This window comes from Mitsuaria sp. WAJ17, assembly GCF_014174515.1.
Taxonomy (GTDB): domain Bacteria; phylum Pseudomonadota; class Gammaproteobacteria; order Burkholderiales; family Burkholderiaceae_C; genus Roseateles_B.
The window spans coordinates 17,023-38,690 of record NZ_JACJUG010000006.1; the positions used below are offsets into that span (position 1 = coordinate 17,023).

18 protein-coding genes are annotated in these 21,668 nt (G+C 63.0%); 10 read left to right on the plus strand and 8 right to left on the minus strand.

The features are described 5' to 3' along the window. The first annotated feature begins 64 nt into the window (after nucleotides 1-64). From H5407_RS06290 to H5407_RS06305, 4 genes are all read left to right on the plus strand, one after another. Nucleotides 65-1,051, plus strand: coding sequence for a hypothetical protein (locus H5407_RS06290; RefSeq protein WP_183103594.1), 987 nt, complete (start codon nucleotides 65-67; stop codon nucleotides 1,049-1,051). A gap of 26 nt (nucleotides 1,052-1,077) precedes the next feature. Continuing rightward, nucleotides 1,078-1,755, plus strand: coding sequence for a ParA family protein (locus H5407_RS06295; RefSeq protein WP_183103595.1), 678 nt, complete (start codon nucleotides 1,078-1,080; stop codon nucleotides 1,753-1,755). Further along, nucleotides 1,734-2,021 (plus strand): hypothetical protein, encoded by a 288-nt coding sequence (locus H5407_RS06300; protein ID WP_183103596.1) that lies wholly within the window; start codon nucleotides 1,734-1,736, stop codon nucleotides 2,019-2,021. Before H5407_RS06295 ends, H5407_RS06300 begins: the two co-directional genes overlap by 22 nt. A 305-nt stretch (nucleotides 2,022-2,326) precedes the next feature. After that, a complete protein-coding gene (locus H5407_RS06305; protein ID WP_183103597.1) occupies nucleotides 2,327-3,403 on the plus strand; it encodes a hypothetical protein in 1,077 nt (358 codons plus the stop codon). A gap of 116 nt (nucleotides 3,404-3,519) precedes the next feature. On the opposite strand, the gene H5407_RS06310 is transcribed toward H5407_RS06305, so the two are convergent. Both H5407_RS06310 and H5407_RS06315 read right to left on the minus strand, forming a co-directional pair. Next, on the minus strand, nucleotides 3,520-4,299 hold the full coding sequence (locus H5407_RS06310; protein ID WP_183103598.1) for a hypothetical protein: 780 nt from the start codon (nucleotides 4,297-4,299) through the stop codon (nucleotides 3,520-3,522). Nucleotides 4,300-4,308: 9 nt separating this feature from the next. Then, on the minus strand, nucleotides 4,309-5,214 hold the full coding sequence (locus H5407_RS06315) for a WYL domain-containing protein (RefSeq protein ID WP_183103599.1): 906 nt from the start codon (nucleotides 5,212-5,214) through the stop codon (nucleotides 4,309-4,311). A gap of 90 nt (nucleotides 5,215-5,304) precedes the next feature. On the opposite strand from H5407_RS06315, the gene H5407_RS06320 reads away from it, so the two are divergent. The 4 genes from H5407_RS06320 (at nucleotide 5,305) to H5407_RS06335 (ending at nucleotide 10,163) form a co-directional block, all read left to right on the plus strand. Next, the gene (locus H5407_RS06320; RefSeq protein WP_183103600.1) at nucleotides 5,305-6,498 is read left to right on the plus strand and encodes a metallohydrolase; all 1,194 of its coding nucleotides are present in this window, start codon (nucleotides 5,305-5,307) and stop codon (nucleotides 6,496-6,498) included. After that, nucleotides 6,495-8,750 (plus strand): ThiF family adenylyltransferase, encoded by a 2,256-nt coding sequence (locus H5407_RS06325; protein WP_183103601.1) that lies wholly within the window; start codon nucleotides 6,495-6,497, stop codon nucleotides 8,748-8,750. The genes H5407_RS06320 and H5407_RS06325 overlap by 4 nt, the downstream gene beginning before the upstream one ends. Before the next feature lie 373 nt (nucleotides 8,751-9,123). Next, on the plus strand, nucleotides 9,124-9,591 hold the full coding sequence (locus H5407_RS06330; protein ID WP_183103602.1) for a helix-turn-helix domain-containing protein: 468 nt from the start codon (nucleotides 9,124-9,126) through the stop codon (nucleotides 9,589-9,591). Continuing rightward, complete coding sequence (locus tag H5407_RS06335; RefSeq protein ID WP_183103603.1) at nucleotides 9,588-10,163, plus strand: putative toxin-antitoxin system toxin component, PIN family; 576 nt, start codon at nucleotides 9,588-9,590, stop codon at nucleotides 10,161-10,163. Before H5407_RS06330 ends, H5407_RS06335 begins: the two co-directional genes overlap by 4 nt. Before the next feature lie 45 nt (nucleotides 10,164-10,208). On the opposite strand, the gene H5407_RS06340 is transcribed toward H5407_RS06335, so the two are convergent. From H5407_RS06340 to H5407_RS06365, 6 genes are all read right to left on the minus strand, one after another. Continuing rightward, a complete protein-coding gene (locus H5407_RS06340; protein WP_183103604.1) occupies nucleotides 10,209-10,526 on the minus strand; it encodes a helix-turn-helix domain-containing protein in 318 nt (105 codons plus the stop codon). Then, entirely contained in the window at nucleotides 10,523-10,792 is a 270-nt protein-coding gene (locus H5407_RS06345; RefSeq protein ID WP_183103605.1) for a hypothetical protein, read from the minus strand. The genes H5407_RS06340 and H5407_RS06345 overlap by 4 nt, the downstream gene beginning before the upstream one ends. A gap of 895 nt (nucleotides 10,793-11,687) precedes the next feature. After that, nucleotides 11,688-12,413 carry a hypothetical protein gene (locus H5407_RS06350; protein WP_310737624.1) on the minus strand — a complete coding sequence of 242 codons (726 nt, stop codon included), beginning with the start codon at nucleotides 12,411-12,413 and terminating at the stop codon, nucleotides 11,688-11,690. Continuing rightward, nucleotides 12,410-14,398, minus strand: coding sequence for a BREX-3 system phosphatase PglZ (gene pglZ, locus H5407_RS06355; RefSeq protein WP_183103606.1), 1,989 nt, complete (start codon nucleotides 14,396-14,398; stop codon nucleotides 12,410-12,412). Before pglZ ends, H5407_RS06350 begins: the two co-directional genes overlap by 4 nt. Further along, nucleotides 14,395-17,208 carry a DEAD/DEAH box helicase gene (locus H5407_RS06360; RefSeq protein ID WP_183103607.1) on the minus strand — a complete coding sequence of 938 codons (2,814 nt, stop codon included), beginning with the start codon at nucleotides 17,206-17,208 and terminating at the stop codon, nucleotides 14,395-14,397. Before H5407_RS06360 ends, pglZ begins: the two co-directional genes overlap by 4 nt. Before the next feature lie 7 nt (nucleotides 17,209-17,215). Next, complete coding sequence (locus H5407_RS06365) at nucleotides 17,216-19,990, minus strand: DNA methyltransferase (protein ID WP_183103608.1); 2,775 nt, start codon at nucleotides 19,988-19,990, stop codon at nucleotides 17,216-17,218. 3 nt (nucleotides 19,991-19,993) lie between these two features. On the opposite strand from H5407_RS06365, the gene H5407_RS06370 reads away from it, so the two are divergent. Beyond that, entirely contained in the window at nucleotides 19,994-20,701 is a 708-nt protein-coding gene (locus H5407_RS06370; RefSeq protein ID WP_255501105.1) for a transposase, read from the plus strand. Nucleotides 20,702-21,182: 481 nt separating this feature from the next. Continuing rightward, nucleotides 21,183-21,605 (plus strand): hypothetical protein, encoded by a 423-nt coding sequence (locus H5407_RS06375; RefSeq protein WP_255501106.1) that lies wholly within the window; start codon nucleotides 21,183-21,185, stop codon nucleotides 21,603-21,605. Nucleotides 21,606-21,668: the final 63 nt, after the last annotated feature.

Sequence of the window (21,668 nt, forward strand, 5' to 3'; positions counted from 1 at the left end):
CAGCATTTCCGGGCTCGCCGTAACACGCATTTCCAGGACAGCACCTTCACGCGTTAACAACTACATGGGAGAGCTCGAAATGCTGCTGCGTACACCAAGCCGAACGCCGGAGACCCTGCTGTCCTACCAGCGGGTCATGCGAACCCTGGAGAACCACCTCGCCCGGCGCTTGGCCGTAGGCGATCTGCGGCACCTGGACGACCGGAATCTGCAACTGGCCATCACTTGGCACGACCTGCGCCCGTTCATCTCTGCATCGACTGACCGCCAGTACAAAGCGGCGCTGATGCAGCATCTGCGCGAGCACCCGAGCGAGGAAGACATCGACCGGGTCGTGATGGAGCTGTTGGATCCCGAGCAGGGGATCTCCGAGATCGAACACGACGATAGGCTGGCTGAGCAGCGCAAACGCAACCTCGTGGCGCGCCGCGGGTCCCAGCAGCGGGCGCGGTACGTCAGCCCGGAAGACTGGCACACCCTGATCACGGCGCTCTGCGCATCCAGCTCGCAGGTGGGCAAACTGGCTGCCGTCTGGCTGGCATCCACTCGAGCCACGGGACTGCGCCCGTGCGAATGGGCGACCGCGCGCCGACAAGGGGTGACGCTGATCGTCCAGAACGCAAAGGCCACCAATGGTCGCTCCCACGGCCCCACGCGCGAGATCTTCGTAGGCGGTCTCGAACCTATGCAGTTGCGCATCATTGACAGCCTGCTGGATGTCATGGCCATGCTGCCCGAGGGTGCCTTCGTGGACCTCTACAACCGTGTGCGAGATCTGGTGGCAGACGTCGGACGAGCCAGCCTGACCAAGCGGTCCACCTACCCGACCCTCTATTCCGCCCGGCATCTGTTCGCCGCGGAGGCCAAACGCGAGCTCACCCGCATCGAAGTGGCCGCGCTGATGGGGCATCGCAGCATCGCCAGCGCAGCGCAGAGCTACCTCGAAGGTCGTTACGCGCAGGGCGGCGGCGCACTCAAAGTGCGAGCCAGCGACCGGGACATGGACGCCGTGCGCCGCGCAAACGGCTCAGACCCCGACCTCAAGCATTGATGGGCGATGACCCCATGAGCGTCAGCATGTCATCACGTCACCATGACCGCGCCCAGGGCACTCGCACGCTTGCCGTCTTTTCGCAGAAGGGTGGCAGCGGCAAGTCGACCTTGGCCATCCATCTGTCGGTGCTGGCCGCCAGAGGACGCAAGGTGCTGCTCGTCGATGCCGATCCGCAGGGCACGGTCTCGGCATGGGCCGAGACACGACAGCGACCAGACCCCCTTGTGGTTCGGGCGGATCCCAGCTCCATCACCGAAATCGTCAGCCATGCCACGGCCGAGCGGTTTGAGTTGGTGATCGTGGACTGCCCGCCCCACGCCGCCGCCGGCACGGCCGCTCCGCTGCGCGTTGCCGATCACATCGTCATCCCAGTCCAGTCGTCGATGCCCGACATCGCGGCCACGCGCCGGACGGTTGCGTTGACGACGGCTGCCGGCAAGCCGCATTCGTTTGTGATCAATCGCGCACCGGCCCGAGCGCTGGAGGTGCAGCAGGCGATTGACGCCCTCACACCGGCTGGACCGGTGGCGCCTGTGACCATTGGCGATCGCCGCGCGTTCTCGCGCGCGCTCACCGACGGCCTAGCGGTGAGCGAGAGGGCCAAGGATGAGGACAAAGCCGTCCTGGAAATTCTTCGGTACTACCTGTGGCTGGACAGCCACCTTCTGGAGATAGAACGATGCAACCGAGCAGCAGCCTGACGAAGTTCGCAATCAAGCCGACCACGCCCGTAGCCCCTGCGGTCGCAGGACCCACGGAGTCCGACCCGCACGCAGCGGCTGAACTCAAGGGCCGAGGCCGCGGGAAGAACAAGCGGGTGGGCATCGCCGTCCGGTTGGGCCACGAAGACTGGTACCGCCTCCATGACCTGGCTGTGCGCGAGCACACGTCACTGCAGGCCCTCATCGTTGCGGGTCTCAGTGCAGTGATGGAGCAGCGAGGCCTGCCACCGTTGTCCGGCAGTTGATCTCCGGGCACCCCCTCAATGTAGGGGGTAAGGTCGCAGCTTGTCAGCGAGCTGATCAGACCCCACGTTATGGGGCTGAGAGCAGCAACTACTCAACATCGGGATTTGCTCCCGGGTCTGGCTCGCCAGATCACTTTGCGGTGTGAACCGCGAGGCCCAGCTACTCGTTCCGCGGTGATTGGCCCCCGTGACCTCGCGACTCAGTGCTCGTCACTGAGTCATTGGGGCTGTGGGCGCCAACCAGATCGCGACTAACGTTTTCGTGAGCTCGATGGTTTCCGCAGCCCGGCAACCACACCGGGATCATGAGCGAAACGAACCACCTGGGGCACGCGAACCGCCCCAACGAACTGCTGGCCGCATACACGCAGCGCTACCCGAACGCGCACCGCGACATCGATGCAATGCGTATGGACAAGGGGCGCCTCGGCTTTCCTTACTGGCCTGACTGGTGCTACGCACCGATCGCTTGCAGCGTGGCAGCGATTGCCAGTCACCATCAGCTCTGCGTCGATCACATGCGGGAGTGGGGCGTACTGGATTCGATGGATGCAACGACCCTCGCTGCACTTGCGGCGTGGCGCAAGACTCGGGGCGTCTACACATTTGACCCCGACGTCTATGAAGAAGTCTGCGAGACCTCTCTCGATGGGAAGCTTCCCATCGACATGCTGTTCCGAATGCCGGGGTGGTGCATCTACCTGCCGACCCCTGACATGAACGTTCTGAGCACCAGGATCTATGGGTGCTTTGTTCACCTGGAACACAACCTCAGCAACGGGCGGGCGGAATTGCGCCTCCTGTTCGACGTCGGCGACGATTGCCAAGTCGTCTACCCGGTGACCTTGCATCTCGGGGACTGGACTCTGCACGAGGCCCTGGATCGCGCGAACAAGGCCACGGCTGACCGTGAATCGCTCAGGAATGTGTCAGGGCTGCCGGATGCACAGAAGATCAAGCAGGCGTTCGAGGTGGCGACCCGGGCCGTCGTGAACATGGTTCTCTTTGTTTGCAGCCAGGCTTCGGATATCTCAGGCAGCCACGGCCGCCCGAGCAACCCGCAGCCCACCAAGACCAGGAAAGGTATGAAGGTCTTTGCGGCCCAGCACACTCGCGAATGGCTGGTGGGCGCACGTTTGGGATCGGCGCTGCGCAAGGCACGGTCAATCCGGGAAGACGCCGCCGTGATCACCGGCCGCAGGGGCCCCAGGCCACACATCCGCCGGGCACACTGGCATACCTACCTCACTGGCCCCAGAACCGCCGATGGTCAGCGCCTACCCCGCACCGACCTGCAGGCGCACATGAAGTGGCTCCATCCGACACTCGTTCGTGTCAACGATGAGGACAAGCTGACGACGGTGGTTTACCCAGTCCGCTGACCGATAAAGGCTGGCAGTTTGCGCGCGAGCTGCCAAGCCATGCGAGGTCTCGATCGGAAACGCCTGTCGCCTGTTACCGCACCCGCCGACCAACCGTGCGCAGAGGCGGGCAACTGTCAGGCTGCTTGAGCCTTCTTCTTTTTGACCACGGAAGGCAGGGAAGGCAAACATTCAAAGAGGCGCTCAGCGTATGCAACACCAACGCGCCTAACGGCGTCGGCATTGAAATAGAACAGCCAGCTTGCCAGCAGCGCCACAGAGATGACCAACGTCATCGCAGCAGCCAACCCGGGATTTGCGAAGTTGACCAAATTCACGTTGAGTGGATCGAGGCCAAGCACGCCCGCCAATACCAGTCCATAAAGCAGCCCGAGCAGGGATGTCGCGATGCCAATGGGCTTCATGGCCAGCATGTTGCGGTGGAACCCATACGCAATGTTCTCCTTCAGCAGCAAGCTCTTATTGCTCCGCGTCAGCTCACGCAGGCGCTTGGTGGCCCCAATGTAGGTATCGTCGGCCTTCGCCGGGGCCGCTGCCTCCTCTTCGGCCGTCGGCATCTCGATGCCGAGCTTGGAGACGATGGCATCGTGGTAACGACGCTTGCTGACACTGTCCAGGGTCTGATCGGAATGGCGCAGCGCCAGGGTGGTGGGCATCCCGCCCCAACTCTTAACCAGCCTTTCCTCAAGCTGCTTGCCGCGCACACGCGCAACGCTGGCCAGCGTGTACATCGCACCGCAGCCCGCCAGCAAGCCGACCAATGCGGTCAAGATCGGGTGCCGCACGCCGTAGACGCACACCAGCGGCACCAGCAATGGCAGCGCGACGAGGAGGCCGGGCGCAAGCCGTGCTTTGCGTTCATACGGGTCCTTGGCGAGTTCGACCAGAGCGAGCATTCGATGTCCTCAGTTGGATGCGGTGAGCGCGTCGATGTAGGGTTGCAGCTCGGCGCGATTGCTGAGGCTGATCTGCTGGGCGGTGGGGTCGCTTGGAGCATCCGTATGGAGACCGAGGCGGCGGAGGGTGTAGTACAGAAACGCCTGCCGGCACTCCAGCGCGACCTGGCCTTCCTCCATGCAGTAGTCCAGCTCAATCACGCGCTTCTTCGCAGCAGAAAGACCCGGGTGAGGCACGAGAACCAATGTGAGGATGGTGTGCCAGAACACATCGGTGCCTGGGTCAATGGTGCTGGGCCCTGCACTCTTCAGGTCCAAGATGCGCGCCAGCACGAAATCGCTGAAGCGCTCTCGCTTGTGGCAGTACGCCCGCACATGCCAACGAAACCCATCGAAGCCAAGTGCGTGGGGTGAGATCGTGCGGCTGCTGGCATCTATCGACGTCATCGACTGGTAGAGGACCGTGACAGCCGCCTTGTCCTGGATGGCGCGAACCACTGCGTGCACGACTTGGTCGCTGACAGCGCGCCAAGGCGATGGGGCAGTTCCGACGGCGGGGGCGTGGCCGATAAAGCTGGCCCCAGACTCCAGCAGGCCAGTGGTCTTTGCGTGAAGCTCCGCCAGATACCGCGGGGCCGAGCTTCGGGGAAACAAGGGCTTGAAGCTTGTGCCCGCCACGTAGGTCCGTGAACTTCGGTCGTACTCCAAGTTGCCCGGGGCCAGCTCGAGGTATCGGGCAATGTCCAGAGACGCCTGCGGCGTCGAGATGCTGAAGTGCTCGATGAGATCGGTTCGGTTCAACCGCCCCTCCCACCGCAACCGGAAATCTATGAATTGAAGACGGCGTTCAAGGCCCCAGCTCACGCTAGGGGCACCAGTTGCGCTGGCATCCGGCGAATGTGTGGTGTTGCCCATGCCTCAAGTCTACTTTATAGACGCGAACAAAAGATAGTCGTATACTTTTTGTACGCACCCAAGACTTCCGGGCATGCCAAGGGACTCAAGATGCCGACTACCGTTACCTTTTTCCCCGTCGATAACGGCGACATGACGCTGATCCGCCTGGGCGACGTCGACGCCACCACCATCCTGATTGACGTGAACATCCGCGTCGATGCGGACGACCCGAACAGCAAGGTCCGGGACGTCGCGAAGGATCTGCGCGGGCATCTGAAGAAGGACGCCAACGGCCGCCCGTATGTGGACGCGTTCTTGCTGAGCCACCCTGACCAAGACCACTGCCGCGGCCTGACCCGCCACTTTCACCTGGGGCCCCTGTCGGACTACCCCGACGACGCAAAGGAGCACAAGGACAAGAAGATCGTCATCCGCGAGCTGTGGTCGTCCCCGATCGTGTTCCGTCGTGCCAGCAAGAACCACACACTGTGCGACGACGCCAAGGCCTTCAGCAAAGAGGCCCGCCGCCGCGTCCAGGTGCACAAGGACCACTATTTCGCCGTATCGGACGGCGACCGCATCCAACTCATGGGCAAGGACATCGACGGCAAGACGGACGACCTGGTGCCGATCGTTCGCCCGGTGGACGAGGCGTTTAGCACCATCTGCGGCCGCACCTCGAAGTTCTTCAGCGCCTTCTTGTTGGCGCCCATCGATGCCAGCGCCGACGCGGAAATCGAGGAGTGCCTCTCGAAGAATGAGTCGAGCGTCATCATCAACTTCACGCTGGCCGCTGACGACAACACGCCGGACGGCGCCAAGTTCCTCAGTGGCGGAGATGCGGAAGTCTTCATCTGGAACCTCCTGTGGGATCGCCACAAGAAGGCCCCTTCGGTCCTCGAGTACGACCTGATGCAGACGCCCCACCACTGCTCCTGGCACTCGCTGTCGTACGACAGCTGGTCGGACAAGGGTGAGGACGCCAAACTGGAAGCGGACGCACGCAAGGCGTTGTCCCAGACCCGCAGCGGCGCCGTCATCGTGGCCAGTTGCAAGCCCATCAAGGACGACGACAGCGACCCGCCGTGCATTCGGGCCAAGCGCGAGTACGTGGCGATCGTGGACGATGCCGAGGGCAAGTTCTATTGCACCGGCGAGTACCCCAAGGCCGGTGAAGAGGAACCCATGGCCTTCACCGTTACATCCCAGGGCGTGGCCCTGGCGCAGCGTCGCGAGGCCGGCTCCAAGGCGGCCGCCTTCACATCGACGACGCTCACGCCCCTGCCCCACGGCGCGGCATGACCGCGCTCGACGACGCCATCGATCAGTTGCGTCGGCACCGCGGGATCTCACGGGTCGGCGACCCGGAGATCGTCGGAGGTGGCGATGGAGGTTGGCTCGTGGAGATCGATATCCCGGTGGAGTTGCCCAGCCGAGCGCGCGCTGCCGGGGTTTCTGCCACCGGCGTCAAGTCCGTCGAGACCTGCACACTGGCCTTCAACCGCTGGCCGCTGCGGGCGCCCAAGCCCTACCTGCGGTCCGATTTCCCACGGGATCTGCCGCACATCAACCCTCACCGCGAGGGCAGCCCCGTGCCGCCCTGCGTATTCGAAGGGTCGCTAGACGAGTTGCTTCACCGTCTCGGCTTGGATGCGGTCATCGATCAGATCATCGACTGGCTGGGTAAAGCTGCCGGTGGCACGCTCATCGACCTGAGCCAAGGGTGGGAGCCCACGCGCCGCGATTCCTGTCCTTCCACGGTCGAGTTCAGTGCCGAGCGCCTGATCGCCGCAACACCGGCCGACGGCGCAGTCCTGACGACCGCTGCAAGCTACGTGACCGTCGGAGACGGGATGTACTGTCGTGTGCAGCCCGAGCTGACACCCCAGGCGCATGTACCCTTCACTCAGGAACTGCGCGGCAAGCCAGAACGGCAGTTTGGGGCAGGCTTGTTCCCTGCCTTCATAGCCCGAGCCGCCGCCATCGACGATCAGTTCCCGGTGATCGGAAAGTACCAGCCCGATACGGTCGTTGACCTCACCTCTCTTCTCGATTTGGCGGGTGCCTTAGGCATCGATCGAACGGCCCTGGATACGGCGCTGTCAGACTACTACCGCGCATCGGTCTTCGGCCTGGTTCAGAACTACAAGAGCTGGCAAAAGGGCTTATTGGCCCTCGTCGTGCTCGTGGTGAAGCGTCCGGCCCGACTCGTTGGGTCGGAAGGCCGCGACGTGGAGGTCCTGCCCTATGTGATCAGGTACGACATCGACCCGACGTCGGCCTTCAAATTCACGAGCAGCGTGCACGCAGCGTTCCACTCGCACGCCGTATCGCCTGAGCTGCTCGCGCGCACGTCAGGATTGCCACAGGCCGTGACGCAGGCGAAGGCTGTGCTGATCGGCTGCGGCAGCCTGGGCTCCAAGATTGGCATGCATCTAGCACGCGCCGGCATCGGACAGCAGACGTTCGTGGACAACGAAGTCATGTCGCCGCACAACTTTGCCCGGCACGCCTTGCTGGAAGACGAGCGCACGCTGGTCCCATACAAGGCAGAGCAAATGAGAGTCGCGCTCGAACGACTGTCTCACCTCGACGCCAAGGCGTACGACCTCGACGCCGTTGACCTCTTCAGGAACGACCAGAAGTTTGCGGAGGTGGTGCCTGCCGATGCGGCACTAATCATCGAGACTACGGCGTCACTGCAGGTTCTCATCGCCGCATCAGTTTCCGCTGTACTGACCGCCAGCCAAGTTCGGCTCGCGCGGGCAGCGCTATTCGGGCAAGGGCGATGCGCCGTGCTAATACTGGAAGCGGAAGGTCGGAAGGCCCGTGTGGACGACATCACGGCCTTCCTGTTTGAGTTATGCCGTTGGCTCCCCGCTCTCCGCGCGGGGATGGCAGGCACATCCTCTGACCCCAGGAAGGTTTTTGTCGGCGACAACTGCAGATCCCTCACGACGCCCATGGCCGACTCGCTGATCTCGCGGTCGGCTTCCATGGTGGCAATGCAGACTCAGCAATGGATCTCGGACGGCAAACCATCAAGCGGCCAGCTTTGCGTGGGCGTCAGTGACCCGTCAAATATCGGTAGCAGCTGGAAGGTGTTCGAAGCAGGCGAAACGACCGTTCTTGATATCCCTGACGATGGCGGCTGGCAGATCCGTGTGCTGGCCCACGTCGCGCACGCCATCGACGAAGACGCGCGTCGTTGGGGTCGTCTTGAAACCGGCGGCGCGTTGGTGGGACGCGTGTCCTATGAGGCGCGCACGATCACTATCGCCGGCATGGTGGCGGCGCCACCCGATAGCGTTCGTAGCGAAGCCGCCTTCATCCTGGGCACCCAGGGCCTGGCCCAAACCCTCACGGAAGCGCATGCGGCAAGCGTTGGACACCTGATGTTTGTAGGTACCTGGCACAGTCACCCCATGGGCGGAAACCACTCAGGGATCGACAAAAACACGCTGAGGAAGATCGCCACTGATGGCCGAGGGTTGCCAGCGGTATCGCTGGTGTGGACGCCCCAGGGCCTCATTTGCGCGGTCGACCGCTGGTAGCCACGCTTCCTGCTCCTCGAGGGCGGCACCGCGCACTGTCCGCTGGTTCGCTTGGCCGGGCAAGCACCGGCTCCAGCGATCTCCTGGTGACTGGTTGGCGCCGGAAACTTGTCGACTTGAGCGGTAGGGTCTGCTGACCACTCGATGCCATTTCCAGTCATTGCTCGTCGACGGAGCAACGAAGATCGGTTGTGGATCGTCAGCACAACATGTCGCGGGACGGGCTCCTGCCGCGGGCACTGCGAGCCACCTCGATGCCGCATCCCGTAGCAACCGGAGTTGCGTGCCGACCAACCGCCGTTTCGTTTGTTGCGTTTTTCGTTTGTTTCGACTACGATGCGCACTAGACACTAGCCAAGCGGAGCAACACACCATGACCCAGTCCACCACCTTCGAAGCATCCCTGCCGGTTGCACGAGAGGTCGCCGCGGCCACGCAGGGTCAGCGCGCACTGGCAGCGTTTCTATCGACGCAGTTCGAGACCCAGCGGATCCAGATCTTCGACGAGAAGAACGAGGCTCACGCCGTCGAGCTGCCGACCTCTGCACTACGTCTGCTGGTCGACATCTTGTCGGAGCTGGCCGATGGCAACGCCGTCAAGGTGGTCCCGATCCATGCGGAGCTGACCACCCAGGAAGCCGCCGACATGCTCAACGTGTCGCGCCCTCACCTGGTCAAGCTACTTGAGTCGGGTGCGCTGTCCTTCCACAAGGCGGGCAAGCATCGTCGAGTTCGTTTCTCTGACCTGATGGCCTACAAGGCAGCCCAGGAAGAACGTAGCGCCGCGGCCATGGAAGAGCTTGCTGCGCAGGCACAGGCTCTGCAGATGGGCTACGAATGAAGAGCTCGCCGTTCACGGCCGTCTTCGACGCCTGCGTTCTCTACCCCGCGCCGTTGCGGGACTTCCTGATGTGGTTGGCCTTGTCGGGGCGGTTCCGCGCACGATGGACCGACCTCATCCACGATGAGTGGGTGAGAAACCTGCTGAAGAACCGCCCCGAGCTAGACCCCGCCAATCTGCAGCGCACCGTCGAGCGCATGAACGCCGCCGTTCCGGACGCACTCGTTACAGGTCACGAGGCATTGATCGATGGGTTGACCCTGCCCGACCCTGACGATCGGCACGTCCTCGCCGCCGCCATCCGCTGCGGCGCCAGCGTCATCGTCACCTTCAACGAACGAGACTTCCCGGAGGATCGACTGGCTCCCTTTGGGATCGAAGTTCAGCATCCTGACGAGTTCATCGACAACCTCTTCGATCTCGACCAGGCCGCGGTGGTGGCTGCCGCGCAGAAGCAACGCCACACACTCAAAAATCCCCCCATCGATGCCGACCGCTACCTGGAGATCCTGCAGAAGCAGGGCCTGATCCGCACGGTGAAGAACCTCGCGGGTTTCAGAACGGTCCTGTAGGCAATCCGCCAAAGGTCACGTCGGCACGATCTCCCTCGCCGGGCGTCAACCCATCGGGTGCTCACAGCGGGCGAGCTCTATGCGCTCCAGTTCGTCCAGACTCGTCGGCCGTGGCCGCGATGCGTTCCAGAGCTCGTGGCCAAAGCCCAAAACCATGCTGGCCGCCACATAGTCATGTAGCCGCCCATCGCCGGCTTCCACCGCGCTGACGGCACTGACCGAGACTCCCGCCCGTTCGGTCAGGTCAGCGGCGCTCCACTGCTTGCCGACACGCGCCAAGCGCAAGTGTTCACCGATCGCCCTGGCCAAGTCCGCGGCCGTCATCAGCGACAAGTACGGCTGTGTACGGATGCCGTGCGTCATGTTCGATTGTTCTCGATCGATGGTGCCGGCGCTGGCATCACAACGCGACCAGCCGCGACAGGACGGTTCCCCATGTCGCCGACGGCGTCCGCTGTGCGGACAGCATCGGCAGCGCGCAGCAAGTCGGCGAGGGCGGCGCTGGGCTGTGCGTCATGGCTGGCGCGCAGGTGCTCCAGCGCCTCGACATCACGCGCCAGAGCCTTCGCTACGCGTTCCGGTCCGCACTGTCTTGCTCGCACCAACGCGAGAAACCGAAGGTCATCCATGACGCGACTCCTCGTCCGATCATCAGTGACCATCGGGCCCGGGGCCGTCCCATTGCGCCGCACGCACGACTAACCGTTGCATAAACGAGACAACACGAACTCCATCCTGTGGCCACTGCAGCGATGCGACCAGCCGTCCCGGACACACGCGATGCGCGATTCAGTCATTCAGTTGAAGGTCAATATGCAACCTATCCTGATCATATTGCAGCGCTAGTATGGCGGGCGCTGCGAAAGGCCATGATCCGGGTGGACTGGCGGAACCCAGATCAACCTTTCAACCCAGCGAAAATTCCCCTTTCCGCAGGCATCAACTTCTGTACAGTTCATTCCTGTCGATGCTGATTTCGATCAGCAAAGGCAGTGAGACAGCACTCGCCAACTGGCAATTCTCTCCCCGTTTTCGGGGATGCCTCCGAAAGTGACTAGAGCAGACTATTGGAGTATTGAGATACCTTTCTCCCCGACATCGGGGATGTTTCGATCTCCATCATGACGTTCGAGCCACCGACGATCTTTTCTCCCCGCTTGCGGGGATGCTTCCGCCAGGAAAGTAACGTGTTGTCTCACGCCATGAATGGGCTTCGGCCCGCTCATGGCACCCGCTTGCGGGATTCGCCACCATACAGGTGGCTGTGAGATGCATTCCTTCGCGGGGAATGCGAGTTCGCCACCACATCGGTGGCTTAGAAGTAGAAGTTCTGCCGACCTTCGGGTTGCAGATCAGTTCGCCACCATATAGGTGGATTGCGCGGGATACACCCTCACAGGTGTTTCGCGACAGGCGTTGAAGAAGCGCTTCGAGGGGTCGGCTTTGTGCCGGCCCCTCATATTATTTATTGGCAGACTGTCGAATAGCCCGCAGTCGATGCTCGATCGAGATTCACACGGCAAATTAGCCGCGAAGTCCCAATACCTGCTCCCCAGGCCCGTGATACCGCAGCTCCAGCTGGTCGGCTTGGGCGATCACCATCGCCAGCGGGCGCTCGAGCGCGAAGGGGTAGAGCACCGCCATGGATCCGGCGCTCGCCGCTGGGACCGCCCGGCCGGCATACAGCAGCGCTGACTCGAGCAGCCAGCCGACGAGGCGATCGTCACTCAGCCGAATCGGGTCTCGGCGAACGATCTTCTGCCCGCGCTCCAAGCGCTCGATCGCACCCCAGTCGGCTTGGGTCTGCAGCGCCATGTTGGTCATGCGGCGGGTACCCTCACGCTGACCGAACAGCTCTTCCATACGTCGGTGCACCTCGGACGCCCGGCAATCACCCTGCAGCGCTGTCAGGCGCCCCACCAGCTCCGCCACCTTCGCGAAGAAGGGGTACGCGGCCACGGTCATCGCCCAGGCCATCGCAGCAGGCGGAATACCTTGCCCGGCCTTCCAGGCCTCGATGCCACGGTCACTGAAGGCCGCCAGCTCGGCGCGCGGCTCGAGCCAGAGGCGGTTCAGCAAGGTCAGGGTCTTCTTGCGGGCGGCCAGCGTCAGGCCGGCCTCGTCCAACTGCTGAACCAGCTCCTCCCGGCTGCCGATGCCGGCGCGCACGCGCATGGCCGCCGACACCCAATCGAGTGCCAGGAAGCGGTCAAAACCGATACGAGGCGCCGATGCGCTCACCGAAGTCACTCAGTACTACTCACTCTCACGAACGGAACAATCAACTCTTCCACCGACGGCCCACCGTGCACGACCACCGGATCGCCGGCCGTCACGAAAGCCGCAGCCTGGCCGGCATACAACGGCATAAACCCAGCTGGCAGCCCAGGCACATCCAGCACAACGGTCCCCGGCCAGGTCGTGGCCGTCTCGGCGCGAACGGCCTCGCCCCGGTAGGTGCGAACCCGCTCGCCACGCGTCTCCGCCAGAACACCTTGGCTCGGCCGTCCAATGCCTGTGGCATCGCAGTTCCCATGGTCCGCCGTCAGGTAGACGTCGAACCCCAGGTCCAGCAGCTTGCCGAAGAGCGTTTGGACGAAGCCCGTGGAGCACCACTCCGTGATCTGCCCCGCGACACCGCGCTTGCCCAGCACGGCACCGTGGATGATCTCGTCAACGGTGTCGACCACCAGCCCAGCCGCCTTGATGCCAGGGGCACTCAACGCCGCTTCTAACTCATCGAGCTGGTCGTTGCGTCGCAAGCCCTTGCGGTACAGCACCTCTGGCGACTTCAACTCATGGTCTTGCCAGAAGCGCGACCACAGCTGCGGCTCGGCCGCAGTGGACTCGATATTGTCGGCGAACTCACGCGGCCGAAGCCCGGAGAACAGCGCCTGGCGCGACACGGACGTCAGCGTCGGCAGCCAGGCAAAGCAGGCCGACTCCTCGAACTTGAAAGGCGCCTTGGCCTGAACCAGCAGTTCCCGGATCGTCACCCACTGGTCCACCGCCAAACCGTCGAACACCACCAGGGCCACCTTCGGCACGCCCGCACCGCGACGCATGGCCAGGTAGCGCGGAACGTGATGCACCATTGCTGGCGACTTCACGGCCGGTAGCGATGGCAGGTCGCCGTAGTGCTTCTGGCACCAGGTCAACAACGCCGCGTCAGCGGCTGCGCGCAGCTCCGTCATCGCCGTCCGCAGGGACTCGGCGCGTGATGAATCGAGGACATGGTGACGTGATGACACTTCACCATAGCGACGTGCCCACTCGGTCCAATCCCGATGTGAAGCCTCGGCCCCTGGAATCTCCTTGGCCAGGGTGTTGATGCCCTGAGCCACCAGATTGCGCCGAGCCAAGGGGTCCGCCACCACGCCAACGCGCGCCCACTCGGGCAGGGCGTCGGAAGATCCCTGGACATCCACCGGATGCAGCGCGCCGTCTAGGAACATCGAGTCCACGTAGACGCGCACCTCCGCATGCTCGAACGGAATCGCCGGCGGCTCCGCCCAACGGACATCCCGCTCGCCCACCCGCTGCCCCTTCAGACCAAAGGCATCGACGTACTGCTCCCAGGCTGCTTGAACCGCCCGCAGCATCTCAGTGCGCGAAGCAAACAGCGCCTTCAGTGGCAGCTTCGCGAACGCACCTTGCCGCCCGAGCACCGCAGCAAGATGCTCGGCCAACAGCTCAGGCAGGCCGTCACCACGGTAGTGGAGCTTGAACAGCGCGCCCCACAGCTCCTCTGGCCGGCTGATCAAGTGCGGGCTCAGGCGGTAGGTGTGCAGCAGCACGAACTCCTTGGTCGCCGCGTCGCCCAGATCCTGGGTGGCGTGCACCTGGGCGTCATAGAGACCCGACAGCACCGCCGGGTCCAGCTGACGCATGACCGCGTAGCTCATGCGCGGAAACAGCTCGGCCAAGGACAACGTCACCAGCCGGCCATCGGCCAGGTAGTCCGCCGGCAGCGCCGATGCGTCCTCGGCGCGCAGGTGCAACACCAGCGATTTGGGCGCATCGGCATCGCCAGCCTGCCAACGGCGCAGGTACTCGTCTTCGTAGATCAGCCGAAACGCGATCGAGTCTTCGAACGGCACCAGCTCGAAGCCGCGCTCACGCAACCCAGCCAGGATGGCCTCGTCCAGCAGAACATCGTCCGGGTCAACGGCGATCCAAAGCCGGGCCAGGTCAGCGGTGAAGGACGAGAGGATGTGATCTGCAAACGCACTCATGCCGCACCCCCTGTAGAACCTGCCGTCGCATCCACACGCACCATCAGCACGGCGTGCAGGTCAGGTGTCGCCGCGGCGCCCTGTTCCAAGGCGGCCAAGCGGGCCTCATGCTCCTGGGTCAGGCGCTTGAGCCGGTGCTCGCGTACCGTAGGCAAGCCCAGGCGGCCCACCGCCTGCCGGCGAGCATCGAAGGCGTAGTCCGCCCGTTCACGTTCCTCGCGCACCCGGTTCTGGTTGTCGGTGGCCAGCTCCTGGAACACCCGCTCGCCGTTGATGCGCGCAGCCTCGTGCGACGCCTCGAACGCCGCCACCGCCTGGTCACCCACCACCGCGCCCACCACCTTCACCGCTTCGGTGAGCAGCAAATCCCACACACGGCGGGCCGTGGGCACAAAGCTTCGCCCCGCATCGTTGACGAACACCGGCAGGTACCGGCGCCGGGTCCGGCCATCGGCTGCCAGGCTGATCTGCCACAGCGACCAGTAGCCCTGCACCGTTGCCGGCAGCCCAGCCACCTGCACCGTGGCCACCGGCTGGCCCGCCACACAGCGCGGCAGGCGGTCGATGACGGCACGCGCACGCGGGTCTTCCAGCGTGATCCATTCCAGCCCCGGCGCTTCTTCGCCCAGCCGGGCGTCAAAGCACGCCTGGGGCGATACCGAGCCATCGGCCCACTGCACCCGCCACCCTTGGCCGGCCGCCTCGATGGCACCGCCTTGCTCCACCAAACCGTGCCGCAGCGCCCGTTCCAGCCAGAACTGGGCCGGGTGGTCACGCCACTGCTTGGCGCTGCTGGCGTCCAGCTCGTGGCTGTCGGCCAGCAAATCGGCGTGCTTCTTCGCATCCGACACCGTCTCGCGGACGACATCCACGACGGCATCGCAAGCCTGGTCGATGCCGTCCGGGTTCTGAATGGCTGCCACAAACACGGCGTCGAAAGCGGGTTCCACGTCCACGGAATCCATCACGTCCGCGGCTTTGTCAACGCCGAATTCCTCGGCGATGACGGCCAGCTTGTGCTCCAGCACATCCCGCACCCGGTGCTCCACCGTGTCCTCGAGCACGAAGTTGAAGGCGCGCACCACCTTGCGCTGGCCGATACGGTCCACGCGGCCGATGCGCTGCTCCAGCCGCATGGGGTTCCAAGGTACGTCGAAGTTCACGATGACGTGGCAGAACTGCAGGTTCAAACCTTCGCCACCGGCATCGGTCGAGATCAGCACGCGGGCATCACCCGCGAACGCCCCCTGCGCCCGCGTCCGCGCATCCAGGTCCATGCCGCCATTGAGCGTGACCACCGAGAACCCGCGGCTCTCCAGGAAGGCAGCCAGCATCGCCTGCGTGGGCACGAACTCAGTGAACACCAGCACCTTCAGCGCCGGGTCGTTCTCTTCCTGCTGCAGCTTGTAGACCAGCTCCACCAGGGCCTCGGCCTTGGCATCGGTGCCGACGGCCTCGGTCGCGCGGGCCAGTTCGAGCAAGGTTTCCACCTCGCCTTTCTCCAGCGCCCACCCCGCCGCATCGAACGCCACATCGGCCTGCGCTTGGCCGTCCAGCTCCGCCCACTCGGCCAGGTCTGCCGGGGCCAGATCCATTTGCGCCGGCGGGTTCTCCAACGCGGCCTGCCGCTTCTCCAGCGTGGCCCGAATGGCTGCCGTGCTGGACGTCACCAACCGCTGCATCAGGATCATCAGGAAGCCCACATGCCGCTGCTTGGCCGCCATGGCTTGGTTGTAGCCGTGCCGTACGTAGTCGGTCACCGCCTCGTACAGCCGGCGCTGGGCGCCATGCCGGGATTCCCAGGCCACGGCCTGCAGGCGCGTGAGCCTTGGCTTGAACAGCGGCTGGCCTTCGGCATTGATCGCCACCCGCTTCTCGGTGCGGATCACGAAGGGCTGCACCCGCTCACGAGTGACACTGCCTTCGTCGGGGAAAGCGTCCCGGTCCAGCAGCTGCATCAGCCGCATGAACTGGTCGGTCTTGCCCTGGTGGGGCGTGGCGCTCAACAGCAGAAGGTAGGGCGAGGCCTCGGCCAAGGCTGCGCCCAGCTTGTAGCGGGCCACCTGCTCGGTGCTGCCCCCCATGCGGTGGGCTTCGTCGATGATCACCAGGTCCCAGCCGGCCGCGATCAGGTCCTCGAACCGATCGCGGTTGAAAGTGGACACCTGCTCGTGGCTCCACCCGCGTCGGCCCTCGATGGGCTTCACCGAGTCCAGCGAGCAGATCACCTGGTCATGGGCCCGCCACAGGTTTTCCTCGTCGGTGCGCCACTGCTTGAAGGCGGCCAGTTCGGCCGGCTCGATGTGCTGCAGGTGCTCGCCGAAGTGCTGGCGCATTTCGGCCTGCCACTGGCGGATCAGCCCCTTCGGTGCCACCACCAACACGCGCTGGATGCGGCCGCGCAGTTTCAACTCACGCAACACCAGGCCAGCCTCGATGGTCTTGCCCAGGCCCACCTCGTCCGCGCACAGGTAGCGGATGCGCTCGCGGCTCATCGCCCGGTTCAGGGCATAGAGCTGGTGCGGCAGCGGCACCACGCTGCCTTGAATCGGCGCCAGCAGCAGGTTGTCTTCCAGCGCATCCTGCAGCTTGGCCGCCGCCACCGCGTGCAGCACCTGGTCGGCCGTCGGCTGCACGGCCTCCAGCGCCGTCAGGTCATCAGCGCGGGCACGCAGCACCGTGTCCTTACCAGGCAACCACACCCGAAACGACACATGGCCCCACACCTCCTGCCGGTCAACCACACGGCTGGCCGAAGCCTGCCGGGGCATCCAGCACCAATCGCCCACGCGGTAGTCCGGCACGGCCATGCGCCTGTCAGCTCGCAGCGTCGACGCGGGTCAGCGCTTGGTCGTACCAGAGCAGCAGCTTCTCGTCTTCCTGCAGCGCCTCCTCAGGGATCTTTTGCGCCACCTTGATGATGGTCTGGTAGTCGCGGCTGGCCCACGCCGTCTTGAAGCCCGCGCGCAGCACTTCCAACCTGAACTCCTTAAGCTTGCGGCCGGTGGCAGCCACGTAGCCGTCAAACTCCTTCAGCAGCGCCTTCTCGCGCTTCTTCTCCAGATCTTGCGCCTTGTTGGGGTCGGGCACGAACCAACGGTCTTGCGCCTTGGCTCGCAGTGCGGGGTCGGACTTCTCCAGGCCACGGAACTCGCGGTAGTTGCTCGACAGGTAGGTGTGGATCTGGCTCGGCACTTCGCCGGTGCCGTCGTACTTCAGGAAATTGTTTTCCAGCAGCGCCGACAGTTCGGGCTTGGCTTCGTGCTTCTTCCAGCCAGCGCCCACCTGGGTGATGAAGTCGGGGTGCAGCTCCTGGTAGGTAGACGGCTTCGATTTCAGGAAGTCAGACAGCCAGTCAATCGCGCTGCGCTCATCGCTGACGAAGAGGTCCATCTGCGGGGACTTGGTGACCTGCGCACGCTTGCGGTCATAGGCCGCTACCTGGTCAGGTAAGAACACCATGCCATCCCGCTCCGGGAATCGGCTGCGCATCCCACTCAGGAACTCGTCACTCGACAGCGGTACCGGCGCGTCGTGGCGAATGAACCAGGCGATTAGGCGGTCATAGACCCGGCGGGGATCCCGCTCGACGATGAATTCGAGCTCGCCATCACGCACCTTCACAACCGAGAGCTGTGCCAAGTGGCTCTGGACGAAATCCCAAGCCGAATCGGGCGTCGCTCCTTTCAAAGCCAGGCGCTCCTCCAGATCACCATCTGGCTTATAAGCCGAAATCACCAAGTCCTGCTTAACTGCCGTGGTCGACGTAACTTGGCGGTAGCTGCCCTGTACCTTGTCTAGAGCCGTAACCTCTGCAACAACGAAACCAGCCTGTTGCAGTGCTACTTGAATGGCATTCCACACCGCCGCCTTGCTGTTTGAGAAGACTACTGTCATCCATCGGCCAGGCTTAAGAACACGGTGATACTCCGAAAAGCACTCTTGCATCAGCCGCTGATATTCAGGCAACGCCTTGTTTTTGCAGCGATCAATAATCGCCTCCGGCTCTGAGTCAGTCGTTACACCATGCCAGGATTCAACAAGGAAATTTAGATCTGAATAGTAGATATTCTCCCCGAATGGCGGATCGGTGAAAATATAATCAACACTCGACTCTGCGAGCCCATTTCGCGCGGCAGAACCCACAGTGACAACTGCGCCATCAGCCCTGGAATAATTGCTCGCAAATGCTTTGGTCGAAAGTCGGCCGAGCCGATTTTCAAGGTTATACCATGGGGAAACCTCAGAGTGCTGTGAGGCAACGTAGTAAACCCCGGAGAGATACTGGTTGACGTTTGAGCTCTGAGTTTTCCCATGCATGATGGTTTTGTAGCGATTTAAGACCGACATGCCCCAAATCGCCTGCTCAACCATGAAGAGCAGGAACAACCTCGTTCGATGGTTCGTGTGGTCATTCGCCTTCTGCCACATCCGCCCAAGTGCCTGTGCTGCGCGGGGGAGGAAGAAGTGATGAATGTGAGTGACTCCAGCGTAATCCATCCGTGCACGCTCATGCGTCATATGCATTCGCGGTATTTCGATCTTGGGCACAGATAACGGGATCTCCATTTCGTCGATCCGGCGCAGCACCTCCATATCGTCTGCATCCGGCTTCTTCTCAAATTTTTGACCGCGAACCACATAGGAAATGATCGTCGCGGCTCGCCGCGGAGTCTGAATCACCCTTCCCAAGGCCTTATCTAGCTTACTGGTGTATAGCTTTGTAAGCCGCGGCTTCGTCAACTCTGCGCCGCAATGCGGGCACGGAAATTCTTCCTTGACACGCTTGGTGTCATTATCAAGCGCTTCTTCGGTAAAGTTCAGTTCACCGGAACACTCCGGGCAACCGTACAGTTGCGCCCAAACCGTGTACTCAATCCGTCCTTTTGTTTTTCCATCACTGTGCGTGGTCTCGTACATCCAACCAATTTCGGATTGAAGCTCACTCAGCAGTTTTTCTCCGGCTGCGGAAAATTCTTCGATGTCAAAAGGTAGGTTGTAGTTGGCTGCAATGAATGATGCCGCTGGCGAAAGATCGTTGAGCACTGCCTTTCTCGCACCCCATTTGGGCGCCGCACGGCCTGCCGCTCGCCATGCAAGTTCGAGTTGGTGCCTGAAGGAAGCCGGCGCTGTCTCACACCACTGAGCCGCGACGCCGGTCATACCAGACCCCGAGAACCCATCGAAAACCACATCGCCGGGCTGCGTATAGTGCAAGATCGAAGGAACGATCGCCAGATGCGGCACCTTGGTGTGATATGCATGAGCCTTGTAGAGGACGTCTGTCTTACCCACGGAGACGTCAATAGCAAGCGGCTCGCGGCTGTACTTGACCGAAGGGTCGTACGGTTTACCGTAGTGCCGGACGAATTCGGTCAGCCAGGGATTCGGACAAGCCGTGTAGTAAGGTGGATCCGACATCGCCAAGATGGCCTCGTCAGTCCCCTTCGGAAATCCCACCTGCTGGCGAAAAGCCGGTTCCTTCAACTTCTCAGCCAGCAGCTTCAGGTAGTGCTCGCGCCGCGCTTGATCGCTGGGAAACTTCTGCCCCAGGCACTCCACCGGTCCGCTGTCGTCGCAGACAAGTTCCATGTATTGCGGCTGGCAAGCGACGCACTGGTCAAGGTCTATGAACGTCGCAAAGTCGCAAAGCCAGACAGCAGCGCCATACAGCCATTCAGGCGATCAAAGTTCACGCTGCTCAAGCGCCCAGCAAAGCTCACCGAAACGCAGGAGCAGGATCTGAAGCAATGGCTGCGCGAGGACGAAGACATTGCGGCCGCATACAAGGCCAAGGAGGCGTTCTACGCCATCTTTGACCTGCCAAGGGATCAGGCGATCCAGGCGTTCGACCACTTCCGGGAAACGGTGCACAGGGCTGTTCGCAAAGACTTCAGGCAGTTGTTGGCCAAGATGAAGGTGTGGCGGTCGGAGATGCTGGCCATCCTCGACCATCCGCAGACCAACGCCTACACCGAGTCGATCAATGGCGCCATTCAGACCATTGTGCGGAACGGAAACGGGTACAAGTTCGATGTTGTGCGGGCCCGCATCCTGGCCAAGCATGCGTTGGATCCGCGCAAAGAGGTGAAGCTCAGCCAACTGCTGCTCCCTGAGGGGAACTTTTGCGGCTACTGCCACGAACAGTTTTCGGCATCCGAGATGAGCGAGGTGTCTATGCCACCGATGGTCGCAGGGCAGCCCGCCATTCAGACCATGGTCTGCCGGACTTGCAGATCTGAGTTCGATAGCGATGTGCTGAAGGCGAAGCGCAGTCGTCGCCCCACACGAAATGCCGAATAGCCACAAGATAGTGATTGGTTGGGGTCAACCCACAAACGGCACAGCCTGAGCCGGTTGACAAAAACAGCCGCCAGCCGACCCCTTGCTTGCTCTGGCTTGCAGCCCACCCCAACAACAGGCCGGTCAGGTGTACACTTATGGTGTCCACTTCCAACTCACCCGCCACCAAAGCCTGAGATTGCTAAGTGGTTGACTCGACAAGCCTTTTTGGAATGGAATGCTGGATTGGGAGGTGACTCCCCGAAGCGCCACCAACCAAGAAAACCCAGCAAGCGTCAAGTTTGCTGGCTTTTCATGGGCCAGCAGAAATCGCGGCAAGACCTGGCACCTGGCACCTGGCACCTGGCACCTGGCACCTGGCACATGGCACCTGGCGATAAAGCCTCGCCGCCAGGCAGCAGCCCAGCCAGCATGCGATGATGCAGGCCTTGTTCAACCCGGGTCGGGCTCCGCCCTGCCCCGCAGCCACTGGATTGATACCATGTCCCGCTGTGCACACACCCTGCCCCGCCGCCTGGCCCTGCGCCTGGCCTTCATGGGGCTTGCCGGCCTGGCCACGCTGGGCGCTTCCAGCGTCCAGGCCCAGACCCACCGCCAGTTCCCCCCCGACGCCTTGCGCGCCGAAATGCTCGTCGGCACGCCACCCGATCTGCAACTGGATGGCAGGGATGCCCGGCTGGCGCCCGGCACCCGCATCCGCAGCGCGGACAACCTGCTGGTGTTCGCCTCCGCCCTCGTAGGCCAGAAGCTGACCGTGCACTACACCCAGGACTTCGCCGGCCTGGTGCGCGACATTTGGCTGCTCAACGAGGCCGAGCTGGCGAACAAGACCTGGCCCCGCACGCCCGAGCAGGCCGCGAGCTGGAGTTTCGACCTGGCCTCCCAGGTCTGGACCAAGCCCTGAGCCCTGCCTGAACCGAGGCCTGCCGCCTGTCCGACAGGCCGGCCCGGCACCCGCCATTTCCTT